The 20,123-nt window shown below is 72.9% G+C and carries 19 protein-coding genes; 7 read left to right on the plus strand and 12 right to left on the minus strand.

All coding sequences use genetic code 11. From position 1 onward, the window contains the following. Positions 1 to 21: 21 nt before the first annotated feature. Together VMV22_13745 and VMV22_13750 are read right to left on the minus strand one after the other, a co-directional pair. A complete protein-coding gene (locus VMV22_13745; protein ID HUY23395.1) occupies positions 22 to 222 on the minus strand; it encodes a DUF6186 family protein in 201 nt (66 codons plus the stop codon). Continuing rightward, positions 219 to 659 carry a hypothetical protein gene (locus VMV22_13750; protein HUY23396.1) on the minus strand — a complete coding sequence of 147 codons (441 nt, stop codon included), beginning with the start codon at positions 657 to 659 and terminating at the stop codon, positions 219 to 221. Before VMV22_13750 ends, VMV22_13745 begins: the two co-directional genes overlap by 4 nt. Before the next feature lie 102 nt (positions 660 to 761). Between VMV22_13750 and VMV22_13755 the strand changes: the two genes are divergently transcribed. Beyond that, positions 762 to 1,961: a cytochrome P450 gene (locus VMV22_13755; protein ID HUY23397.1), complete on the plus strand. Its 1,200-nt coding sequence runs from the start codon at positions 762 to 764 to the stop codon at positions 1,959 to 1,961. Positions 1,962 to 2,056: 95 nt separating this feature from the next. Here VMV22_13755 and VMV22_13760 read toward each other — a convergent pair whose 3' ends face one another. From VMV22_13760 to VMV22_13775, 4 genes are read right to left on the minus strand one after another with little or no spacing between them, the layout of a single operon-like run. After that, complete coding sequence (locus tag VMV22_13760; protein HUY23398.1) at positions 2,057 to 3,532, minus strand: ABC transporter substrate-binding protein; 1,476 nt, start codon at positions 3,530 to 3,532, stop codon at positions 2,057 to 2,059. Positions 3,533 to 3,552: 20 nt separating this feature from the next. Next, a complete protein-coding gene (locus VMV22_13765; GenBank protein ID HUY23399.1) occupies positions 3,553 to 4,548 on the minus strand; it encodes a carbohydrate ABC transporter permease in 996 nt (331 codons plus the stop codon). Then, positions 4,538 to 5,527, minus strand: coding sequence for a sugar ABC transporter permease (locus tag VMV22_13770; protein HUY23400.1), 990 nt, complete (start codon positions 5,525 to 5,527; stop codon positions 4,538 to 4,540). The genes VMV22_13765 and VMV22_13770 overlap by 11 nt, the downstream gene beginning before the upstream one ends. Next, positions 5,524 to 6,612 carry an ABC transporter ATP-binding protein gene (locus tag VMV22_13775; GenBank protein HUY23401.1) on the minus strand — a complete coding sequence of 363 codons (1,089 nt, stop codon included), beginning with the start codon at positions 6,610 to 6,612 and terminating at the stop codon, positions 5,524 to 5,526. Before VMV22_13775 ends, VMV22_13770 begins: the two co-directional genes overlap by 4 nt. A 154-nt stretch (positions 6,613 to 6,766) precedes the next feature. On the opposite strand from VMV22_13775, the gene VMV22_13780 reads away from it, so the two are divergent. Continuing rightward, complete coding sequence (locus VMV22_13780) at positions 6,767 to 8,569, plus strand: glycoside hydrolase family 36 protein (protein ID HUY23402.1); 1,803 nt, start codon at positions 6,767 to 6,769, stop codon at positions 8,567 to 8,569. A 12-nt stretch (positions 8,570 to 8,581) separates the two neighbouring features. Here the strand turns inward: VMV22_13780 and VMV22_13785 are convergent, their stop codons facing one another. Next, entirely contained in the window at positions 8,582 to 9,409 is an 828-nt protein-coding gene (locus tag VMV22_13785; protein HUY23403.1) for a hypothetical protein, read from the minus strand. A gap of 74 nt (positions 9,410 to 9,483) precedes the next feature. After that, on the minus strand, positions 9,484 to 10,398 hold the full coding sequence (locus VMV22_13790) for a hypothetical protein (protein HUY23404.1): 915 nt from the start codon (positions 10,396 to 10,398) through the stop codon (positions 9,484 to 9,486). 164 nt (positions 10,399 to 10,562) lie between these two features. Here VMV22_13790 and VMV22_13795 point away from each other — a divergent pair, with 164 nt between their 5' ends. After that, complete coding sequence (locus VMV22_13795) at positions 10,563 to 11,474, plus strand: ABC transporter substrate-binding protein (GenBank protein HUY23405.1); 912 nt, start codon at positions 10,563 to 10,565, stop codon at positions 11,472 to 11,474. A gap of 37 nt (positions 11,475 to 11,511) precedes the next feature. Here the strand turns inward: VMV22_13795 and VMV22_13800 are convergent, their stop codons facing one another. Further along, complete coding sequence (locus VMV22_13800) at positions 11,512 to 13,068, minus strand: amidohydrolase family protein (protein ID HUY23406.1); 1,557 nt, start codon at positions 13,066 to 13,068, stop codon at positions 11,512 to 11,514. A gap of 149 nt (positions 13,069 to 13,217) precedes the next feature. Between VMV22_13800 and VMV22_13805 the strand changes: the two genes are divergently transcribed. Genes VMV22_13805 through VMV22_13815 form a run of 3 tightly spaced genes read left to right on the plus strand, consistent with a single transcriptional unit; the run spans position 13,218 to position 16,403 of the window. Next, a complete protein-coding gene (locus tag VMV22_13805) occupies positions 13,218 to 14,012 on the plus strand; it encodes an SDR family oxidoreductase (protein ID HUY23407.1) in 795 nt (264 codons plus the stop codon). A 24-nt stretch (positions 14,013 to 14,036) separates the two neighbouring features. Then, entirely contained in the window at positions 14,037 to 14,666 is a 630-nt protein-coding gene (locus tag VMV22_13810) for a TetR/AcrR family transcriptional regulator (protein HUY23408.1), read from the plus strand. Positions 14,667 to 14,669: 3 nt separating this feature from the next. Further along, complete coding sequence (locus tag VMV22_13815) at positions 14,670 to 16,403, plus strand: aminotransferase class III-fold pyridoxal phosphate-dependent enzyme (protein HUY23409.1); 1,734 nt, start codon at positions 14,670 to 14,672, stop codon at positions 16,401 to 16,403. A 6-nt stretch (positions 16,404 to 16,409) separates the two neighbouring features. On the opposite strand, the gene VMV22_13820 is transcribed toward VMV22_13815, so the two are convergent. Beyond that, the gene (locus VMV22_13820) at positions 16,410 to 17,147 is read right to left on the minus strand and encodes an ABC transporter permease (GenBank protein HUY23410.1); all 738 of its coding nucleotides are present in this window, start codon (positions 17,145 to 17,147) and stop codon (positions 16,410 to 16,412) included. 1 nt (position 17,148) lies between these two features. After that, a complete protein-coding gene (locus VMV22_13825; protein HUY23411.1) occupies positions 17,149 to 17,826 on the minus strand; it encodes an ABC transporter permease in 678 nt (225 codons plus the stop codon). Between the two features lie 56 nt (positions 17,827 to 17,882). On the opposite strand from VMV22_13825, the gene VMV22_13830 reads away from it, so the two are divergent. Further along, complete coding sequence (locus VMV22_13830) at positions 17,883 to 19,016, plus strand: betaine/proline/choline family ABC transporter ATP-binding protein (GenBank protein HUY23412.1); 1,134 nt, start codon at positions 17,883 to 17,885, stop codon at positions 19,014 to 19,016. Between the two features lie 33 nt (positions 19,017 to 19,049). On the opposite strand, the gene VMV22_13835 is transcribed toward VMV22_13830, so the two are convergent. Then, on the minus strand, positions 19,050 to 20,123 hold a 1,074-nt coding region (locus VMV22_13835; GenBank protein HUY23413.1), incomplete at its 5' end, for a prenyltransferase.

A 20,123-nucleotide genomic window follows, 5' to 3' on the forward strand; every position in this document is an offset into this window, starting at 1 on the left:
CCTTCCCGTCCGTGCCGGAGCTCACCGGGCGAAGGCATGCCACCCGAGCCACATCCAGGCCAGCACGGCCACGCACCGCCCGACGCGGCCGGCGGTGAGCCACCGCACCATCGTGCCGAGGCCCGGTCGGCGGCCGCCCGACATCACGGCGGCGAGCTGGAACACCAGCACGACGGCGGCGAGCACCGCCCACACCAGGAGGGTCGCCTGCCGGCCGGTCACCGGGCCACCAGGTACGCGCCGAACCCCAGCCACGCGGCGACCGCCACGATCTTGCCCGCACGGCTGGCGTCGAGCAGGTCGACGAGGGTGCTGAGCGTGGGGTGGGCGGCGCGGGGCGCGCTCGCGTAGCAGTAGAGCTCCCAGCCACCGACGGCGGCGGCCAGCGCCGGCCAGACGGCCCCGCGACGGCCCCGCGGGCACGCGTGGGCCGGGTCGGTGGCCGTCACGCCGGCCGGCCCGGCCGCGTCGCCAAGTCGGGGGGCCCGCACCCGCAGCACCGTGGCCACGACCACCACGGCCAACGGGACGGCGGTCACGACGTCGGCCGCCCACGTGAACGGGTGGGTGAACGACACCAGCACCCCCCAGGCGACGGCCACGGTGGCACCGGCGGCGATCCGGCGCCGGCCACGGGCACCCTGGTGACGTCGCCACATCCCGCAGGTCTAGCTGCTCCGGCCGCCGGGGGGCGGCGGAGACGCTCTTGTGCCCGACCGGTGCCGATGCGACGATGAGCGACGCTCGAAAGGGGGGCTGCCATGACGCGCACCGAGGCACCGGACATCGATCTCATGGGCGGGGCGTTCTACGCCCACGACCCCTTCCCGGCGTTCGCCTGGATGCGGCGCAACGCCCCCGCCTACCACGACGAGGCCAACGACATCTGGGGCCTCACCCGCTACGAGGACGTCCGGGCGGCCGGGCAGGACCCCCAGACCTTCTCGAGCGCGGGCGGGTCGCGGCCGAACACTCCGCTGCCGTACATGATCGACATGGACGCCCCCGAGCACCGCAAGCGCCGGCGCCTGGTGAGCGCAGGCTTCACGCCCCAGGCCGTGCGCGACCGCGAAGGACGCATCCGCACCGCGTGCGACGACATCATCGACGCCGTGTGCGAGCGCGGCTCGTGCGACCTCGTCGCCGACATCGCCGCCCCGCTCCCCGTCGTCATGATCGCCGACATGCTCGGCTTCGGCACGGGTGACTGGGCGAAGCTCCTGGAGTGGTCCGACACCATGCTCATGTCGCAGGGGTCGGCCGACCCCGACGCTCTCGACAAGGCCACGGCGGCCTTCATCGAGTGGGACGGCTATATCCGCGAGCTCATCGACGAGCGCCGCCGCAGCTACTCGGCCGACGACCTCCTCGGGGTGCTGGTGCAGGGGGAGGTCGACGGGGAGCGCCTCGACGACACCACGCTCGTCTACGAGTCGCTGCTGCTGCTGATCGGCGGCGACGAGACCAGCCGCCACGTCATCTCGGGTGGGATGGAGGCGTTGCTGCGCAGCCCCGACCAGCTCGAGGACGTGCGGGCCGACCGCACGCTGCTGCCGGGCGCCGTCGAGGAGATGCTGCGCTGGGTGACGCCCATCAGGGACATGAACCGCCGGACCACCCGGGACGTCGAGCTGCACGGCGAGACCATCCCCGCCGGCAAGAACGTGCTCCTGATCTACCCGTCGGCCAACCGCGACGAGACCGTCTTCGACGACCCGGAGACCTTCGACATCCGCCGGTCGCCCAACGACCACGTGGCCTTCGGGTTCGGCGCCCACCTCTGCCTGGGGCACCGCCTGGCGCGCGCCGAGATCCTGACGATGGTGGACCGCGTCCTCGACCGGCTCCCCGACATCCGCCTCGCCGACGACGGGGCCCACCCGCTGCGGGAGTCGAACTTCATCGTGGGCTTCGAGTCGCTGCCCGTCACCTTCACGCCGACGGCCCGGCACGCGAGCTGACCCACCACCGGCCCACCGGCTGATCGGCCCACCGGCCCGCCGGCCCGCCGGCCCACCGGCCCACCGGCCCACCGGCCCACCGGCCCACCGGCCGATCAGCCACCCCCGATCCGGGTGTTGTAGTCCTGGATCTTGGCGTTCGCCTCCCGCTCGGCCAACGCCGCGGCGGCCTGCGGGGACTGGTGGTTGCTCAGCATCTGCACCATGCCGTCCTGCACGGCGTTACGCACGCCCTGGTAGTCGCCGATGAGCGAGCCGATGTTGGCGTTGCTGAGCGCCCCCGTGGTGAGCTGGGTGTACCCGACCCGGTAGTTGGGGTCCTGGGCCCAGCGGTTCGCCAGTACCGGCATGGTGGTGGCCGACATCCGCACCGGCACGTAGCCCCCCTCGGCCGCCATCGACGCCTGCACGGCCGGTGAGTCGAGGTACTGGATCAGCTTCCAGGCCGCGGCGCGCTTGGCCGGTGCGGAATGCGACGACAGCCACAACGACCCGTCCCCCACCGGCACCCCCCCGCCCGTGGTGAGCGCCGGCAGCGGGGCCGTGGCGATCTGCACCCCGGGGTACTGCCCGCTCGCCAGGACGGCCTCGATGGGCCCGATGGCGCTCGACGCCTCGAAGGTCATCGCCGCGTTCCCCACGGCCAGCGCGATCAGGTGGTCGAAGTTGTTGGGGTCCGAACCGGTGTCGAGGGCCAGGCCCGACTTCACCATTCCGTCCCACCACTGCCAGATCTTCATGGCGGTAGGGCTCGTCAGGTTGGCCTTCGTGGCCCGGGCAGCCCGCCCGTTCTCGTTGTTCACGTACTGGCCGCCGCTCTTGGCCAGCAGGAACTCGAAGAGATACGGCTGCTCGTGCAGCGAGATGCCGTGCGTCGCCGCGCCGGAGGACACGATCTTCTGCGAGTCCGCCTGCACCTCGGCGAGGGTCTGGGGCGGCTTGTTCGGGTCGAGCCCCGCCTTGCGGAACTTGTTGGGGTCGTAGAACAGGACGATGTTCGACACACCGAACGGCATGGCGCGCTGCACCCCTGCGTACGAGTAGAACTTCAGCGCCCGAGGCAGGTAGTCGCCGAGCGCGTAGTGGCTGGCGTCGATGCAGTCCTGCACGGGAACCGTCGACCGGCTGTCGATGAGCTGGGCGACGGTGGTGTCCTCGAACTGGGCGACGTCGGGCAGGTCGCCGCTCGACAGGCCCGCCTTGTACTTGTTGAAGAGGTCCGCGTAGCTGGGCTGCTGGTTGAGCGTGACGTGCACGTCGGATTGCGACGAGTTGAATTGGTTGATCTGTCCGACCAGCCAGTCGTTGTTGCTGCGCGCCATGGTGTGCCACAGCACGATCTGGACGGGCTTCGGGGCGGCCGCGAAGGCCTGCAGGCCGCACGCGGCGGGGTCCACCACGCCGGTCGCCTTCTTCTGGGTGGTGCTCGTCGACCCCCCGCCGCCTCCGCACGACGCCGCTACGAGGGCCGCGGCCAGAGAGAGGAGCACCACGCCGGCGCGGCGGTGACGGCGCGCCGGCGGCCGGCCCCTGGTGTCGGTGTCGGTGTCGGTGTCGGTGTGGCTGTGCATGACGCGCCTCCTCGGTGTGCTCATCCCTTCACGGCCCCGGCCGTCAGCCCCCGCACCAGTTGCTTCTGGAACACCAGCAACAGGACGAACAGGGGCAGGGCGGCCAGCACGGTGCCGGCGAAGGTGACGTTGATGTCGTTGATCTGGGTGCCGCTCAGGTACTTGAGCCCGATCTGCACCGTGCGCAGCCGGTCGTCCTTGGTCACGATGAGGGGCCACAGGTACTGGCCGAAGGCGCCGAAGAAGCTGAACAGGCCGAGTGCGGCGATCGACGGGCGCGCCAACGGCACCGCCACCCTGGTCATGAAGCGCCAGTGCCCCAGACCGTCGAGCGCCGCGGCGTCGCGCAGGTCGCGCGGCAGGCCGAGGAAGGCCTGGCGCAGCAGGAAGGCGCCGAACCCGGTGGCGAGGAAGGGCACCGTGAGCGCCAGGTACGTGTTGTACCAACCGAAGGTCACCACCGTCTGGACGTTGGTGAGGAACGTGACCTCCAGCGGCACCATCATCGTGGCCAGGAAGGTCACGAACAACGTCTTCTTGAAGGGGAACTCCAAGAAGGCGAAGGCGTAGGCCGCCGCGATGGAGGTGGCCAGCTGGCCGGCGACGATCACGATGGTGACGATGAAGCTGTTCGCCAGGTACCGGCCCAGGTGCCCCTGGGTCCACGCCGTGGCGTAGGTGGACCACACCGGGTGCGTGGGGAACAGGGTGGGTGGCCGATTGGCGATCTGGTCGGGCCGCAGCAGCGAGTTGACCACCGTGATGTAGATCGGGAAGAGCACGACCACCGCCAGGACGACCAGCAGCAGGTAGCGCCCGGCCCGCGCCGCCCGCCGGCGCGCTGCGGGGCTCCCGACCCGGGCCAGCAGCTGCAGGGCGATGCCGGCGCCGACCACCCCGGCCACGACCCACAGGAAGGTGCGGAACCCAGGCGCGATGGCGCCCGACAGGCCCGGCACGACCGCGCCCGACAGCGCGGCCCCGATGGCCCCGGGACCGGGGGCGCTACCGCTCATAGTTCACCCGCCGCTCGAGCAACTTGAGCTGCACCAGGGTCAGCACGAGCGTGATGGCGAACAGGGCGATGGCCATGATCGCCCCGCGTCCCTCGTCGCTCTGCTTGAACACCTGGTCGTAGATGGCGTACACGAGGACGTTGGTGCGGTGGATGGGTCCGCCCGCGGTGAGCAGGTCGATCTGGCCGAAGGCCTGCAGCGACAGGATCGAGCCCACGACGACGGCGAAGAAGATCGTGGGCGACAGCATGGGCAGCACGACGTGGCGGAATCGGGTCCACGTCCCCGCGCCGTCGATGCGGGCCGCCTCGAGCAGGTCGTCGGGCACGGTCTGCAGCCCGGCCGACATGAGGATGAACGACAGCCCGAGGTTCTGCCATACCGTCACCACCGACACCGCCACCAGGGCCCAGGCCGGGTCGTTCAGCAGCGACGGCTGGTTCTGGCGGCCGAGCCAGTAGGTGAACAGCCCCACCTGCGGGTTGAGCAGCGTGAAGAAGATCACCGACGCCACGGCCACCGAGGTGGCCACCGTCGACGAGAACACCGTGCGGAAGATACGGATGCCCCGCAACCGCTGGTGCGCCAGCACGGCCAGCACCAGTCCCAGGATGAGCCCGGCAGGCACCGTGTACAGCATGAAGAGCAGGGTCACCCACAGGCTGTTGAGGAAGTCGTGCGAGGCCAGCACGTGCTGGTACTGCGACAGTCCGACGTAGTGCTTGGGCAGTCCGGGGAACGGCGGCGTCTCGTACAGGCCCAGGTAGAAGTTGCGCAGGAACGGATAGAAGACGAACACCCCGAAGACCGCCATCGACGGCGCGATGAGCCCGGCGGCGAGCAGCGCCTCGCGCCGACGGCGCCGACGGCGTGTCGCACCCGGCGCCGTCGACCGCGCCCCGACCGTCTCGGCGGTATCGGCGGTCGCGGCGATATCGGCGGTCGCGGCGGTCGCGGCGGCGCCGGGGTCGGTGGTCATGCCCCGATCCGGGCGCCGGTGACGGCCTCGAAGAGGTGCAGGTGGTCCTCGGCCGTGCTCAGGTGGACGGCCTCACCTTCGGCCGGCGCCGGCACGTCGCCCGGGAGCCGCACCACGACCTGCTGGCCGTCCGCCAGGCGGCAGATCACGTGGCGCTCGTAGCCGAGCGACTCGACCACCGCCACGACAGCGGGCAACGGGCCCTCACCGTCGATGACGACGCGCTCGGGCCGCACGCCCACCACCACCTGCTGCGCCCCGCTGCGCCGTACGGCGTCCTGGTGGGCAGCGGGCAACGGGATGCGGCCGCTCCCCGTCTCGATCACGAGCTCGTCGCCCACGGCCAGGGGCGTGCCCGTGATGGTGTTCATGGGCGGGCTGCCCACGAAGCCGGCCACGAAGAGGTTGGCGGGGTGCTCGTACACCTCGACCGGAGGGGCGAGCTGCTGGAGCACGCCGTTGTCCATGATGGCCACGCGGTGGCCCATGGTCATGCCCTCCACCTGGTCGTGGGTGACGTAGAGCACGGTGATGGCGAGCCGGCGCTGCATCTCGATCAGCTCGGTGCGCGTCTGCAGGCGGAGCTTGGCGTCGAGGTTGGAGAGCGGCTCGTCCATGAGGAACGCCTGCGGGCGGCGCACGATGGCGCGGGCGAGCGCCACGCGCTGGCGCTGGCCCCCCGACATCTGGGCGGGCTTTCGGTCCAGCAGGTCGCCGAGGCCGAGGGACTCCGCCGCCTCCTTCACGAGGGCGTCGCGCTCGGGCTTGGGCACGCCCCGGCTCTTCAGGGGGAACTCGATGTTCCGCCACACGTTCATGTGGGGGTAGAGCGCGTAGCTCTGGAACACCATGGCCACGTCGCGCTCTTTGGGCTCGACGTCGTTCACCACCCGCGGCCCGATCTCGACGGTGCCCGCCGTGGGCTCCTCGAGCCCGGCCACCATGCGCAGGGCCGTGGACTTGCCGCAGCCCGACGGGCCCAGCAGCACCAGGAACTCGCGGTCGGCGACCTCGAGGGTGAGGTCGCGCACCGCCTCGACGTCGCCGAAGCGCTTCGTCACCCCGGTGAACGCCACCCGCCCCATGACCCTCCTCGCCGGGATACCCCGGTGCCGGGGTGTGGGCCGGCTCCGGCCCTCGCCGTCACCTTGGCAATCCGCAGGCCCTGGCCGACAGGGCAGAACGTCCCGGCGCGGGGGGCCCGAGGAAGGTTTCGCCCGGCGGCTCTACGATCCGTCGGTGCGGCTCGTGCCCCTGCGGATCGACGTCCGGGGCGGCGGCGCGACCTGGAGCGCGCCGGCCGCCGCCGGTCCGGTGGGGGTGGGCCCCCTCGAGGTCACACTGGCTGATGGCGGCTCGTGGCCCACGTTCACGTGGTCGCTGGCCAACCGGGGGGAGCGCCCCGTGGCCGTGCGGGCGGTGGCCGTGGTACTCGCCGTGGTGGGCGTTGCCGAGCCGCTGCGCATGTTCCGCCACGGCTACCAGTCGTGGTCGCCGTCGGGGGTGGCGACCTTCGGGGTGGACGCCGATCCCTCGACCCGGGCGCACTTCGAGTTCCTCCAAGCCGTGCACCACGCCGACCAGTGCGACGTCACCGCGCCCGGCGAGCTGCGCGCCGAATGGGTCACGGTGCTGGCCGACGCCGGCGGCTCGACGGTGCTCGCCGGGTTCGACGCCGGGACCGAGCACGACGGAACGCTGCGCCTGCGGCGCGCCCAGGACGGCCCGGGCGTGGAGCTGTGGGCGGAGGCGTTTCTTGGCGATGCCGTGATCGCCCCGGGCGAGCAGCGCCCACTGCACGGCATCGTCGTCGACGACGATGCCGCCGGCGGCGCGGCCGCGCTCCTGGCGCGCTGGGCGGCGGCCGTGGGGGGCGGCGGCGGCGCCCGCACCGGCGCGCCGTACCAGGTGGGGTGGTGCTCCTGGTACCACTACTTCGACGCCGTCACCGAGGACGACCTCCGCGCCAACCTCGTGCTGGCGGCGGACTGGCCCTTCGAGGTGTTCCAGCTCGACGACGGGTTCCAGTCGTCCATCGGGGACTGGCTCGCCACGAACGACACCTTCCCGTCGGGCCTGCCCGCCCTGGCCGGCGCCATCGGGGCGGCGGGACGACGTCCCGGCCTGTGGTTGGCACCGTTCCTCGCCGCGCCGGACTCGCGCCTCGCCGTCGAGCACCCCGACTGGCTGGCGCGCCGGCGGGCGTCCCCCGGCCACGAGGCCCGAGACAGCGGCGGCGGGCCGGGCGACGGCGCCGACCCGCTGTTCGTGTGGTGGAACCCGGCATGGGGCGGCGGGCGCGACGGGTTCATGTACGGGCTCGACACGACCAATCCCGCCGTGCTCGCCCACCTGGAAGGCCTCGCCCGCGCCCTGGTCGACATGGGCTTCACCTACCTGAAGCTCGACTTCACCTTCGCCCCGAGCGTCGACGGCTCTTGGGCCGACCCGGCCCGCACCCCGGCGCAGCGGGTACGCGCCGGCTTCGACGCCGTTCGTCGGGGCGCCGGTGAGGGTGCCTTCCTCCTGGGCTGCGGCGCCCCGCTGTCGCACGTGGTGGGTGTCGTCGACGGCAACCGCATCGGCCCCGACGTGGCGCCGCTGTGGTCGCTCGATGCGTCGGCGGAGATCGTCCCCGGCTATCTCGACGTGCAACCCGCCACCCGCGGCGCCTACGCCGCCACCGTCACCCGGAGCTTCATGCACCGCCGGCTGTGGCTGAACGACCCGGACTGCCTCATGCTGCGCGCCACGCAGACCGCACTGAGCGCCGAGGCCGCCCGGACGTGGGCGCACACCGTCGGGCTGGCGGGCGGCATGGCCATCGTGTCCGACGACCTCTCCTTGCTCGACGACGCGTCCCGCTCCCTGCTCGACGACACGCTCACCCTCGGCCGGGCCAGTGACGCCGGGGCGATCGCCGGATTCCCCGCCGCGGCTGGCGACCTCATGGAACACAATCCGCCGACGGTGCTGCACGGCGCGCGCACCACGCTCTCCACCGACCCCCACACCGGCTCGTCGCGCCTGTCGGCGCCTTGACGCCGCGGCCGACTAGGTCGATTCGCCCGACGACGCAGCCTCGCCCTCGGACGGGTCCTCGGGTCGTGCACCCTCGTCCTCGGACGCGGCGTCGACATCCGCAACGGCGTCGACATCCGCAACCACGGTGACATCCGACACGACGACGACCTCCACCACCGCGCCGGCCGCCGGCTCGTGGCCGGTCTCCGGCGAGGTGGCGGCCACCTGGGCCAGGCGCTCCTCCTCGGCGGCGTCTTCGGCGGCGGCGAACTCCCAGATGACCTGGGCGCGGAGATACAGGGCGGCCACGAAGGCGGCCCCCCCGACGACCCATGTGGCCGCGGCCATCCCGAGGTTCTCGGTGTGGTTCGACCAGATGGTGCCGCCGCCGATCCCCTGACCCCGGTAGAGCAGGAAGCTCGCCACGGCACTGTCGGCGGCGGCCGCCAGCACCACGATGAGCACGGGCACCGCCCATGAAGCCAGGCTCTTGGCCCGCAGGAGGTGGTCGAAGGCGGCCAGCAGCGTGGAGTCGTCCTCGTCGGCCCCGTCACCCGCGCCGGCCTCGTGCTGGGCGATCTCCGTGCTCCACATGCGCACCTGCCACCACACGAGGACGACGACGGCGACGAGCAACGCCGCGAAGGCGGGATTGGCCCAGGTGGTGGCGTCCTGCATGGCCAGGCCGACGACCTGCGCCGAGGTGAGGTTCGGGTCCTCCTGGCCGAACGCCGCCACGATGCCGGTCACGACGGCGGTGGTGGCGATGACGGTGAAGGCGAGCAGGATCACCGCCGCCAGGACCTCGGGGAGCTCCCACTCCGCGTGCCTGACGGCCCGGTCGGAGGGCTCGCTCATGGCCAGAGCCTACGAGGCGACGTCATCGGGTGGTGAAGACTGAGCGAGCCCGACGACACGGCACCGACCCCGCGTCAGCCGGCGGGGGGTGAGTGCGGAGGGGGCGGCTGTGTCGGCGGCGGCTGTGTCGGCGGCGGCTGTGTCGGCGGCGGCATGGGGGACGGCGCGGCCGGCGGCGGGCCCGTGATCCCGGGACTACCGATGCCGGCACCGCCGATGCCGGGCCCACCGAGCCCCGGGTCGCGCTCGGGGTCCTGCACCATCCGCAGCGTCGACCACGACACATGGCGAACCTCGGCCGGCACGAGCCGCAGGTGCATCACGAGGACGACGAGGGCGGCCAGCGCCAGGTACGAGGCGGCGAGCATGGGGCGCAGGGTCTGGACGCGCGCCTCGGAGACCTCGAAGACACCCGGCGCGATGATCCGGACCAATTCGTACAGGGCGACCACCACCGAGACCACCATGACGAAGACGGTGGTGAAGGACACGGCCGCCACGTAGCTCTGCGCCACCCGGCCCACGGGCCCGAGGCGCGGGTCGGCCCGGCCCGAGACGGCGAGGCCGCGCCGGAGGTGGACGGCCAGGACGCCGGCCCCCACCATGGTGACGATGGCGCTCGTGATGGCGACGCGCGCCACGGCGTCCCCCACGGGATGGATGGCGCTGCCGACGCTGCCGAACCCACCCGACCCGCCGAACCCTCCCGACCCGCCGAACCCTCCCGACCCGCCGGGCCCCGCGGATGCGCCGTGGCTGCCGATGAGCTGCACGAGGCCGAGCACGATGCCGAAGGTCCCGAAGAGCACGGCGAACAGCGTGAAGAACGACACCGCGAAGTAGTAGACGGCGAGCGGGCGGCGGCCGGTGGGGTCGGGCTCGGCCCGGTTGGCCACCACGATGACCACGAAGATCCCGACGATGGCCGCAACGGCGAAGAACACGCCCACCACGGAGAGCAGCGCCGTAGGCACGATCGAGTTGCTCACCGGGCCGAAGGTGGCGGAGGACATGCGCCATTTTCGGGGCGGGGGGAGCCGGAGTCAACGAATGCCCCGCCGGCCCCTCGACCCGGCCCGCCCGCCGCGGGTAGGTTCCTCGCACCCCAGAAACCCGATGAGGTTCTGCGGGCCCGGCCCCCAGGGAGGGAACGATGCGGAGCATCCGGATTCTGCTCACCGGCGCCGTGATCGCCGTCGCCGTCGCCGCCTGCAGCTCGACCACGTCGTCGTCGACGACGGCGGCCGGCTCCGGCCCGAGCATCACGATCGGCTCGACCAACTTCTCGGAGCAGGTGATCGTGGCCAACCTCTACGCCGACGTGCTGAAGCACGCCGGGGCGAAGGTCACGCTGCGCGCCAACCTGGGGACGCGTGAGGCGGTGGAACCGGCCCTGGCCGCCGGCCAGCTCGACCTGTACCCCGACTACGCGGGCACCCTGCTCATCTTCCTGAAGAGCTCGGACGCCGGCGTCGCCACCCAGACGTCCACCGCCGTCCCCGCGCTGAAGACGATCCTGGGCACCCACGGTGCCACCGTGCTCGACCCGGCGCCGGCCATCGACAGCAACGTGTTCGCCGTGACCCGGGCGACCGCCGCCAGGTACCACCTGACCACGCTGTCGAGCCTGTCATCGGTGGCGAGCCAACTGGTGCTGGGCGGCCCGCCCGAGTGCCCGCAGCGCCCCCTGTGCCAGATCGGGCTGGAGAACACCTACGGGCTGCACTTCAAGTCCTTTACGTCGCTCGACGAGGCGGGGCCGATCACCGTCTCCGCGCTGAAGTCGGGCGAGGTGCAGGTGGCCGAGCTGTTCTCGAGCGACGGCAGCATCGTCCAGAACAACTTCGTGCAGCTGACCGACGACAAGCACCTGCAGCCGGCCGACTACCTCATCCCCGTGATCCGCAAGTCGGTCGCCACGCCGACGGTGGCGGCCGCCCTCGACGGCTTGTCGGCCAAGCTCACCACCGCCGAGCTGTCACAGCTCAATATCAAGGTCAACGTGGACCACGACGACCCGAGCACGGTGGCGCAGCAGTGGCTGCAGCAGAAGCACCTCGTCTGAGCGCGCCTCACCTGGGCGCGCCTCACCTGACGCCGCCTCACCGCACGGCGGCGTCGTAGGCGAGCTCCCCGGCGACCCAGGTCTGGGCCACCGTCGGGGGGCGCGTCGCGTCGAGGTCGCCGTCGAGCACGACCATGTCGGCGACGAGCCCCGGGGCGAGCATGCCGCGCTCGGTCTCCTGGCCCCCGGCGTAGGCGGCGCCGGCCGTGTACGCGCAGAGCCAGTCCTCGTAGGAGACGGACTGCCCGGCGTCGAGGACCGCTCCCGAGCCCGTCCGGCGGCTGGCGCCGTGGGCCCCGGTGCGCAACGGCGCGTGGAAGGTGCACGGCGAGTCCGACGACGCCGCCAGCACCGCGCCGGACCGGAGGACGTCACCGAAGGGGAGCCAGGTGGCGTCGTCGAACCGCACCCCCTCCACGGACCGGCCCAGATGGTGGAGGAATCCCGGCTGCACGACCGCCACCCCGCCCAGCTCGGCCAGGCGCGTCAGCTGCAGGGGGGAGGCCAGGCAGGCGTGCTCCACGCGGAACCGGTGGTCGACCCCCGGGTGCCGACGCGCCGCGGCGGCGAAGGCGGCGAGCGCCGCCGAGAGCCCGGCGTTGCCGATGGCGTGCACCGCCACCCGGAAGCCGCGGCCCACCGCCAGCGCGACCTGCGCGTCGAGCCCGCCGAAGAGCTCGCCCACGCGCATCGGCACGCCCCCCATGTGCACGTCGATGGCGGGGAGGATCCCGCCGTCGGCGAAGAGCTTCACCGCCCCCACGCGGACGCGGCTGTCGCCCTCGCCCGTCGGCGGGCCGTCGAGGCGCGCCGCGTCCGGCTCGGCCAGCAGTGCCAGCGGGTGCGGCATGACGAGCACCGACACGGGGAGCCGGCCGGCCGCCGCCAGCGTCCGGTAGGCGGTCTCGGCCGGCGGCGGGCAGGCGGCGTCGTGGACGGCGGTGATCCCGTCGGCGAGCAGGTCCCGGGCGAGCGCCTCGATGTGGTCGGGCCACCGGTCGGGGTCGGCGAACGGCGCCAGCGACCGGGCGTGGGCCTCGCTCCAGGCACGTTCGACGAGCAGGCCGTTGGGCGTCCCGTCGGCGTCGCGCCCGATGGTCCCGGCGGGAGGGTCGGGCGTGGTGCGCCCGATGCCGAGCTCGTCGAGGGCCCGGGAGCAGACCACGGCCTGGTGCAGGCTGTAATGGGCCACCACCACGGGCCGGTCCAGCCCCAGGGCGTCGAGCTGGCGGCGGTGGGGGACGAGTCCGGTGGGAAGGTCGCTCCAGCCGGCACCCCGCACCCAGGGGGTGCCCGGCTCGCGCCGCGCCTGCGCCACCAGGGCGGCGAGCAGGTCGTCCACCGTGGTGGCGGCGGACAGATCGGCCCAGTGGGGGTGGAGCGCGGCGATCGACAGGTGGTGGTGGGCGTCGATGAACCCGGGGCACAGCACCCGGCCGGCGAGGTCCTGCACCGTGGCGTCCGGGAAGGACTGCAGGATGCCGGCGTCGCCGGCCGCCACCACCCGGCTCCCGTCGACGACCACGACCTCGGGCGTCCCCACCGTCGGCGACATGGACAGGATCCGCCCGTTCGTGAAGGCATGCGCCGGCATCGGGACCTCAGCGTGCCGGGGCCGAGCGCACCCGGATGCCTTCTCCACGTCTGGCTATCATACGGCCCGTACGGAAGATCGGGTCAGCACGGAAGATCGGGTCAGCACGGAAGATCGGGTCGGGCGGTCGAGACGGTGGAGGTGGGGCGGTGGGATACGACGTGGCCGGCAAGAAGGTCCTGGTGACGGGGGCCTCGTCGGGTATCGGCGCCGGGCTGGCGGAGGCCTTCGCCCGGGCGGGCGCCACGGTGGGCCTGTGCGCGCGGCGCCAGGATCGACTCGCCCAGGTCCTCGAGCGGTGCCGGGCCCACTCGCCCGCGTCGCAGATGTGGGTGGCCGACCTCGCCGACCCTGCGGCCGTCGACGCCTTGGCGGTGTCCGCCCTCGACGGGCTGGGCAGGGTGGACGTGCTCGTGAACAACGCCGGCATCCCCAAGCGCCGCCACGTCAGCCGCCTCGACGCCGCCACCGTCGACGCCGTGATGCGGATCAACTACTCGAGCCCGGTGCGCCTCACCCTGGCGCTGCTCCCCCAGATGCTCGAGCGCGGCGGGGGCCGGATCGTCAACGTGTCATCGGTGGCCGCCACGCTCAGCTCGCCGGGCGAGGCCGCCTACAGCGCGTCGAAGGCCGCCCTGGCGGTGTTCTCGGAGACGATGGCCGTCGACCTGTGGGAGACCGGGGTCAGGTCCATGGTCGTGTACCCGGGCGTCGTCGACACCGAGCTCTTCACGCTGCCGGACAACGACCCCTTCACCGCGGATGTGGAGGCCATCACCGTCGACGAGGCCGTGGCCGCCATCATGGCGGCCCTGGCAGACGATGCCCTGCAGGTCTACGTCCCGGCGTGGTTCGGCGGGCTGACATCGGGCAAGGCCGCCAACCTGGAGGGCTTCTTGGAAGGGGCCGCCCAGTACGTGCGCGAGCACCGGCCGAGCGCGTAGATGGGCCGTCGCCAACCGCGGGGCATGGAGACGCGGGACCGCATCCTCGCGGCCGCCCTCGCCCGGTTCGCCGGGAGGGGCTACGCGGCGGTGTCCATCGAGGACATCGCCGAGGCGGCCGGGGTCACCAAGGGCGCGGTCTACTACTGGTTCGCCGACAAGGACGACCTCGGGCGCGACCTGCAGCACGAGCTCTACGAACGGCTGGCCACCCAGGCCCTGGCGGCGCTCGACCCCGCCGGTGACGCCGTGAGCAACATGCGGCGCGCCTTCGAGGTGTACCTCGACGCGCTCGGCTCGCTGGGCGAGGCGCGCTTCTTCCTGCGCGACGCGTGGACGATCCCTGCGCTCGACGCCGGCGGGCGACGCGACCACGAGGACGCCGTGGCCATGGTGCGCGGCGTGCTCAGCGCGGCCATCGAGAACGACGAGATCGTCGCCCTCGATCCCGACGCGCTGGCCCGCGTGCTCCTCGGGGCATGGGCCGAGGGGACGCTGCACGTACTGACGACGGGCGAGCGGGCACCGGTGTTCGCCGTCGTGGAGCACCTCGTGGAATCGCTGCGCAACCCGGAGACCACCCCCGCGGCCGCCTCCGCCGCCGCTTCCGCCGCCGTCGGCGCCACGGGACGCGGCGGGCGACGGGAGGGCTGACCCGTGCCGACCGAGTCCCTGAGCCAGCGCGACGAGGCGCATCTCATCCACCCCGTCACCGCGCCCCGCGAGCTGGCGGCGGCGGGTCCCCGGATCGTCGTGTCGGGCGACGGCTGGTGGATCACCGACGAGCGCGGGCGCCGGCTCATCGACGGGTTCGCCGGGCTGTGGTGCGTGGCGGTCGGCCACGGCCGTCCCGAGATCATCGAGGCCGTCCGGTCCCAGATGGAGGTGCTCGAGTACGCCACCACCTTCCACGGCCAGTCCCATCCGCGCGCCATCGAGCTCGCCGAGAAGCTGGCGTCGCTGTTCCCGCCCGCCTACGGGCTCAACCACGTGATGTTCTCCTCGGGCGGATCGGAGGCCAACGAGACGAACTTCAAGCTGGCCCGCATGTACTGGGCCCTGCGGGGCGAGGACCGCCGCAAGACGATCGTCGCCCGCAACCACGGCTACCACGGGCTCACCATCGCCACCATGACCGCCACCGGCATCATGCCGATGCACTGGAACTTCGGGCCCGAAGCGCCGGGCTTCGCCCATGTCGCCGCCCCCTACTGCTACCGCTGCGAGCTGGGCAAGACGTACCCCGAGTGCGAGATCGCCTGTGCCGACACCCTGACGGCCCTCGTCGAGGAGCAGGGGCCCGAGACGATCGCCGCCTTCATCGCCGAGCCGGTGATCGGTGCCGGCGGCATCATCCCGCCGCCGCCGGAGTACTTCCCCAAGATCCGCGAGATCTGCGACCGCTACGGCATCCTCCTCATCGTCGACGAGGTGGTGTGCGGCTTCGGGCGCACCGGCACGCTCTTCGGCGCGCAGCAGTGGGGGGTGCGCCCCGACATCGTCACGCTGGCCAAGGGGCTCACGAGCGGCTACCTCCCGCTCGGCGCGTCCATGGTCTGCGACGAGGTGTGGACCACGATCGCCGAGCGCCTCCCCGACCGGATGCCGCTCAGCCACGGGTTCACCTACTCGGGGCACCCCGCGTGCTGCGCGGCGGCGCTGGCCAACATCGAGATCATCGAGCGCGAGGGCCTCGTCGACAACGCCGAACGGGTGGGCGCGCACCTGCTCGAGCAGATGCGCGAGCTCGAGCACTTCGAGTCCGTGGGTGAGGTGCGCGGCCTCGGCCTCATGGCCGGCATCGAGTTCGTGGCCGACCGCGGGACGCGGCGCGGCTTCTCCGACCCCCACCGCGCCTGCGAGCGCGTGGAGCACGAGGCGTGGGAGCGCGGCCTGTACTGCCGGGCCATGGGCATCGAGGTCGTCGGCCTGGCCCCCCCGCTCACCATCGACACCGACACCGCCGACCGCATGGTCGAGATCCTGGCCGACTCCATCGACGCCATGGAGCGCGACGTGCTCGCCCGGGAGCGGGCCCGGCCCGCCCGGGCGCAGCTGGCGGTGCGGTCGCCGGCCGAGTTCTTCGACGACGTGGTGCCCGGGCGCGTCGACCCCGACGCCGCCGCGGTCATCGAGGTCACGGTGCAGTTCGTCCTCGACGGTCCGGATGGGGGAACCTGGCGGCTCACGGTGCACGACGGCACGGCCGCCGTCACCACCCTCGACGCCCCCGATCCTGCCGCCACCGCCACCATCCGGGCCAGCGCCGCCGACTTCGTGCGCCTCGTGAACGGCGAGCTCTCGGGCGCCGATGCCTTCGTCTCGCAGCAGCTCGTGGTCGACGGGGACCTCGGGGCCGCCGCGCAGCTCATGAGCCTGGGCCTGCTGTGACCGGTCTCAGGCGGCGCGCGCCCGCACCGTGGTGGCGTCGGCGCCGACGCCACGCGTCCTCGCCACCTTGCCGCTGCGGCGGAGGCCGGCCGGCGTGAGCGCCCGCTGGGCGGCGGCCAGCACGAGGTCGGTGGCGAGGGCGAGCACCGCCACCAGCAACCCGCCCGCGAACGTCTGCACGTGGTTCTGGGTGTTGAGCCCGGCGAAGATGATCGACCCGAGGTCGTTGAAGCTCACGTAGGCGGCCAGGGTGGAGGTCGCCACCACCTCCACCGCCGCGGTGCGCACGCCCGCCATGACGAGCGGCAGGGCCAGGGGGGCCTCCACCCGCCGCAGCACCTGCGACGCCGTCATGCCCACGGCCCGGGCCGCCGAGCGCACGTCGGCGTCGACATCGCGCACCCCGACGTAGGCGTTGGTGAGGATGGGCGGCACCGCCAGCGCGAACAGCGCCAGGAAGGACGCCAGGAAGCCGTGGCCCTTCAGGGCGATGGCGGGCTGGATGGCGAGCAGGGTCAGCAGCGCCAACGAGGGCACGGCGCGCGCCGCGTTGGCGGCGTTGACGGCCACGAAGCCACCGCGGCCGCTGTGCCCGAGGACGAGGCCCAGGCCCACCCCCACCACCACGGCGGCCACGATGACCACGGCGGACAGCTCGAGCTGGTTGACGCTGCGCACCCAGATGCCGTCGGGCCCTCCCCAGTTGGCCGACAGCCAGTGCCCCACCTGTGACAGGAAGTGCATCTCAGGTCGCCCGCCGCAACCGGGCCCAGGGCAGGGCCACGCGCTCGGTCAGCACGATGAGCCCGTCGGCCACACCGGCCAGCAGCACCGACAGGACGAGGCCCACGACGATGGGCGAGTGGAAGTTCTCGTTGAACCCCTGGATGATCAGCTGGCCCAGGCCGCCCTGGCCGATGAACGCGGTCACGTTCACCAGGCCGACGGTGGTGACCGTGGCCACGCGCAGCCCGGCGAAGATCGACGGCAGCGCCAGCGGGAGGTCGACGCGCACGAACTCTGCCACCGGCCCGTAGCCCATGCCCCGCGCCGCCTCGCGCACCTCGTCGGGCACGGCGTCGAGCCCGGCGAGGATGTTGCGCACCAGGATGAGCAGCGTGTAGCTCGTCAGGGCGATCTCGGCGGTCGTGATGGAGAAGAACCCCGTGATCGGCTGGACGAGCACGAACAGCGCCACCGACGGGATGACGTACAGCAGGCCGCTGATGGTGACGAGCGGTGGGCGCAACGCCCGGATCTTCCAGGCCGCCACCGCCAGCGGCAGGGCGATGACGAACCCGGCGGCCACGGCGATGAGCGTCAGCTCGACGTGCTGGGCGAGGGCGGACACGATCGAACCGGCGTGGCTCGACACCCAGTCCCACCGCAGGAGCGGATCGGTCGGGGCGGTCACGGCGGCCACGCCGCGACGCTACCGGGGACCTCGGCCCGCGACCCGGGTCGGTAGCGTGGGCGGGGATGCTTCGCTTCGAGCAGGTGACCAAGCGCTACGGCGACGGCGGCGTGGCCGTCGACCACCTCGACCTCGAAGTCGGAGACGGTGAGCTGTGCGTGCTGGTGGGCCCGTCGGGGTGCGGCAAGACCACCACCCTGAGGATGGTCAACCGCCTGGTGGAGCCGACCTCGGGCCGCGTCCTGTTCGACGGGGAGGACGTCGCCACCGTCGACCCCGTGGCCCTGCGGCGGCGCATCGGCTACGTCATCCAGCAGGCGGGGCTGTTCCCCCACCTGCGCGTGGCCGAGAACGTCGCCGCGGTCCCCCGTCTCCTCGGGTGGGACAAGGCCCGCACCCGCGCCCGGGTGCACGACCTGCTCGAGCTCGTCGGGCTCGACCCCGACCAGTACGCCCGGCGCTACCCCCACGAGCTGTCCGGCGGCCAGCAGCAGCGGGTGGGCGTGGCCCGGGCCTTGGGCGGCGACCCGCCGGTGCTCCTCATGGACGAGCCCTTCGGCGCCGTGGACCCCATCGCCCGGGAACGGCTCCAGTCCGAGTTCCTCCGCCTGCAGGCGCACCTCGACAAGACGGTGATCTTCGTGACGCACGACATCGAGGAGGCGGTGACGCTCGGCGACCGCATCGCCGTGCTGCGCCAGGGCGGTGTGCTCGAGCAGGTCGACACCCCGGCCGAGGTCCTGGGCCGCCCCGCCACCGCCTTCGTCGCCGACTTCGTGGGGGCGGACCGGGGCCTGCGCCGCTTGGCGGTCACCCCCATCGAGAGCACCGACCTGCAGCAGCCACCCGTGCTGCACCCCGACGCGTCCATGGCCGACGCCCGCGCCGCCGTGGCGGCCGGCGACGACCGCTGGGCCGTGGTGGTCGACGGGGGCGGCCGGCTGATGGGCTGGGTCGACCCCGACGAGCCGGCCAGCGCGTCGGCGGACGGGGCGGACGCCGTCGCCCGCCACGTCCACACCTTCGACGCCCGCGTCACCGTCGACGAGTCGCTCAAGGCGGCCTTCGCCGAGATGCTCCAGCACGACGCCGGGTGGGTGGCCGTGCTCGACCGCGACCGCTACGTCGGCGTGCTCACACCCGACGCGCTGCACGCCGCGCTGCGCCGGTCGGTGGGCGGCGAGCCGGCCCTCCGCTGAGGGGTACGGCGGCGCCCGACTGTGCCCGCGGGATCAGCGGATGTTGAAGATGGCCGCGATGACCAGGCCCAGGACGAGGAACGACCCGGCCCGGCGCGTGTGCACGAAGGCGATGGCCGCGAACCACAGGGGCCACACCGGGAAGTTCTCCGGAGGCTCGTCCGGCTTGGGCTGGCCGAAGTACTTCCCCGCCTGGACGAGCTTGGGGACGGCGCCGAGGCTCACGAGGGCCGGCCACGGCAGGGCCCGCACGGCCACGCACACCACGACGGCCACGTAGAAGGCCACCATCATGCCGACGGTGGCAGCCCGGGCCCGGCGCTCGCCCAGGAGCACCGGCAGCGTGCGGATGCCGAGGGGCTCGTCGAAGGGCGCCTTGTCGATGTGCTTGCCCATGAGCACAGCCGTGCACAGCAGGCCGTAGGGGACCGACGCCGCCCAGATCTCCCACGGCAGGTGCCCCACCGCCGCGTAGTAGGTGCCGCACACCATGAGCGGGCCCCACACCACAAAGACGTCGGGCTCGCCCAGGCCGCGCTTCTTCAGGCGCAGCGGCGGCGCCGTGTACGCCACCGACAGCAGGAACCCGCCGAGGGCGAAGGCCACCACCGGCCAGCCACGGTAGGAGGCCAGCACGACCAGGATGGCGAGGTCGAGGACGTTCACCACCAGCGAGGCGCGCGCCAGGCGGCCCCGGCTGATCATCCCCGACAGCACCGGGTGCGGGGCGTACAGCGCCCGCGGGTAGGAGTCGGTGTCCGAGCCCACCTCGGCGTCGAACAGGTCGTTCATGAGGTTGTTGGCCATGTGCGCCAGGACGAGGCCGGCGAAGGCGAGGACCAGCAGGCCCGGCCGCAGCCCGTGGCGGTGCACGGCCAGCAGCGTCGCCACCGCGCCGGACACGAGGGTCATGGGCAGCACGGCCGCCCGGGTCAGCACGAGCCAGCGCGCCACGGGGTCGAGGGGACGACCCGTCGGCGGGTTGGTGGTGCGCAGCACCTCGACCCAGGCGGACAGCCGGCCCTGCACGTTGGGTGCCGTGCCCTTGGGTGCCGTGCCGTTGGGCGCCGTGCCGTTGGGCGCCGTGCCCTTGGGCGCCGGAACGGC

The organism is Acidimicrobiales bacterium (assembly GCA_035531755.1).
Classification (GTDB): Bacteria; Actinomycetota; Acidimicrobiia; order Acidimicrobiales; family UBA8190; genus DATKSK01.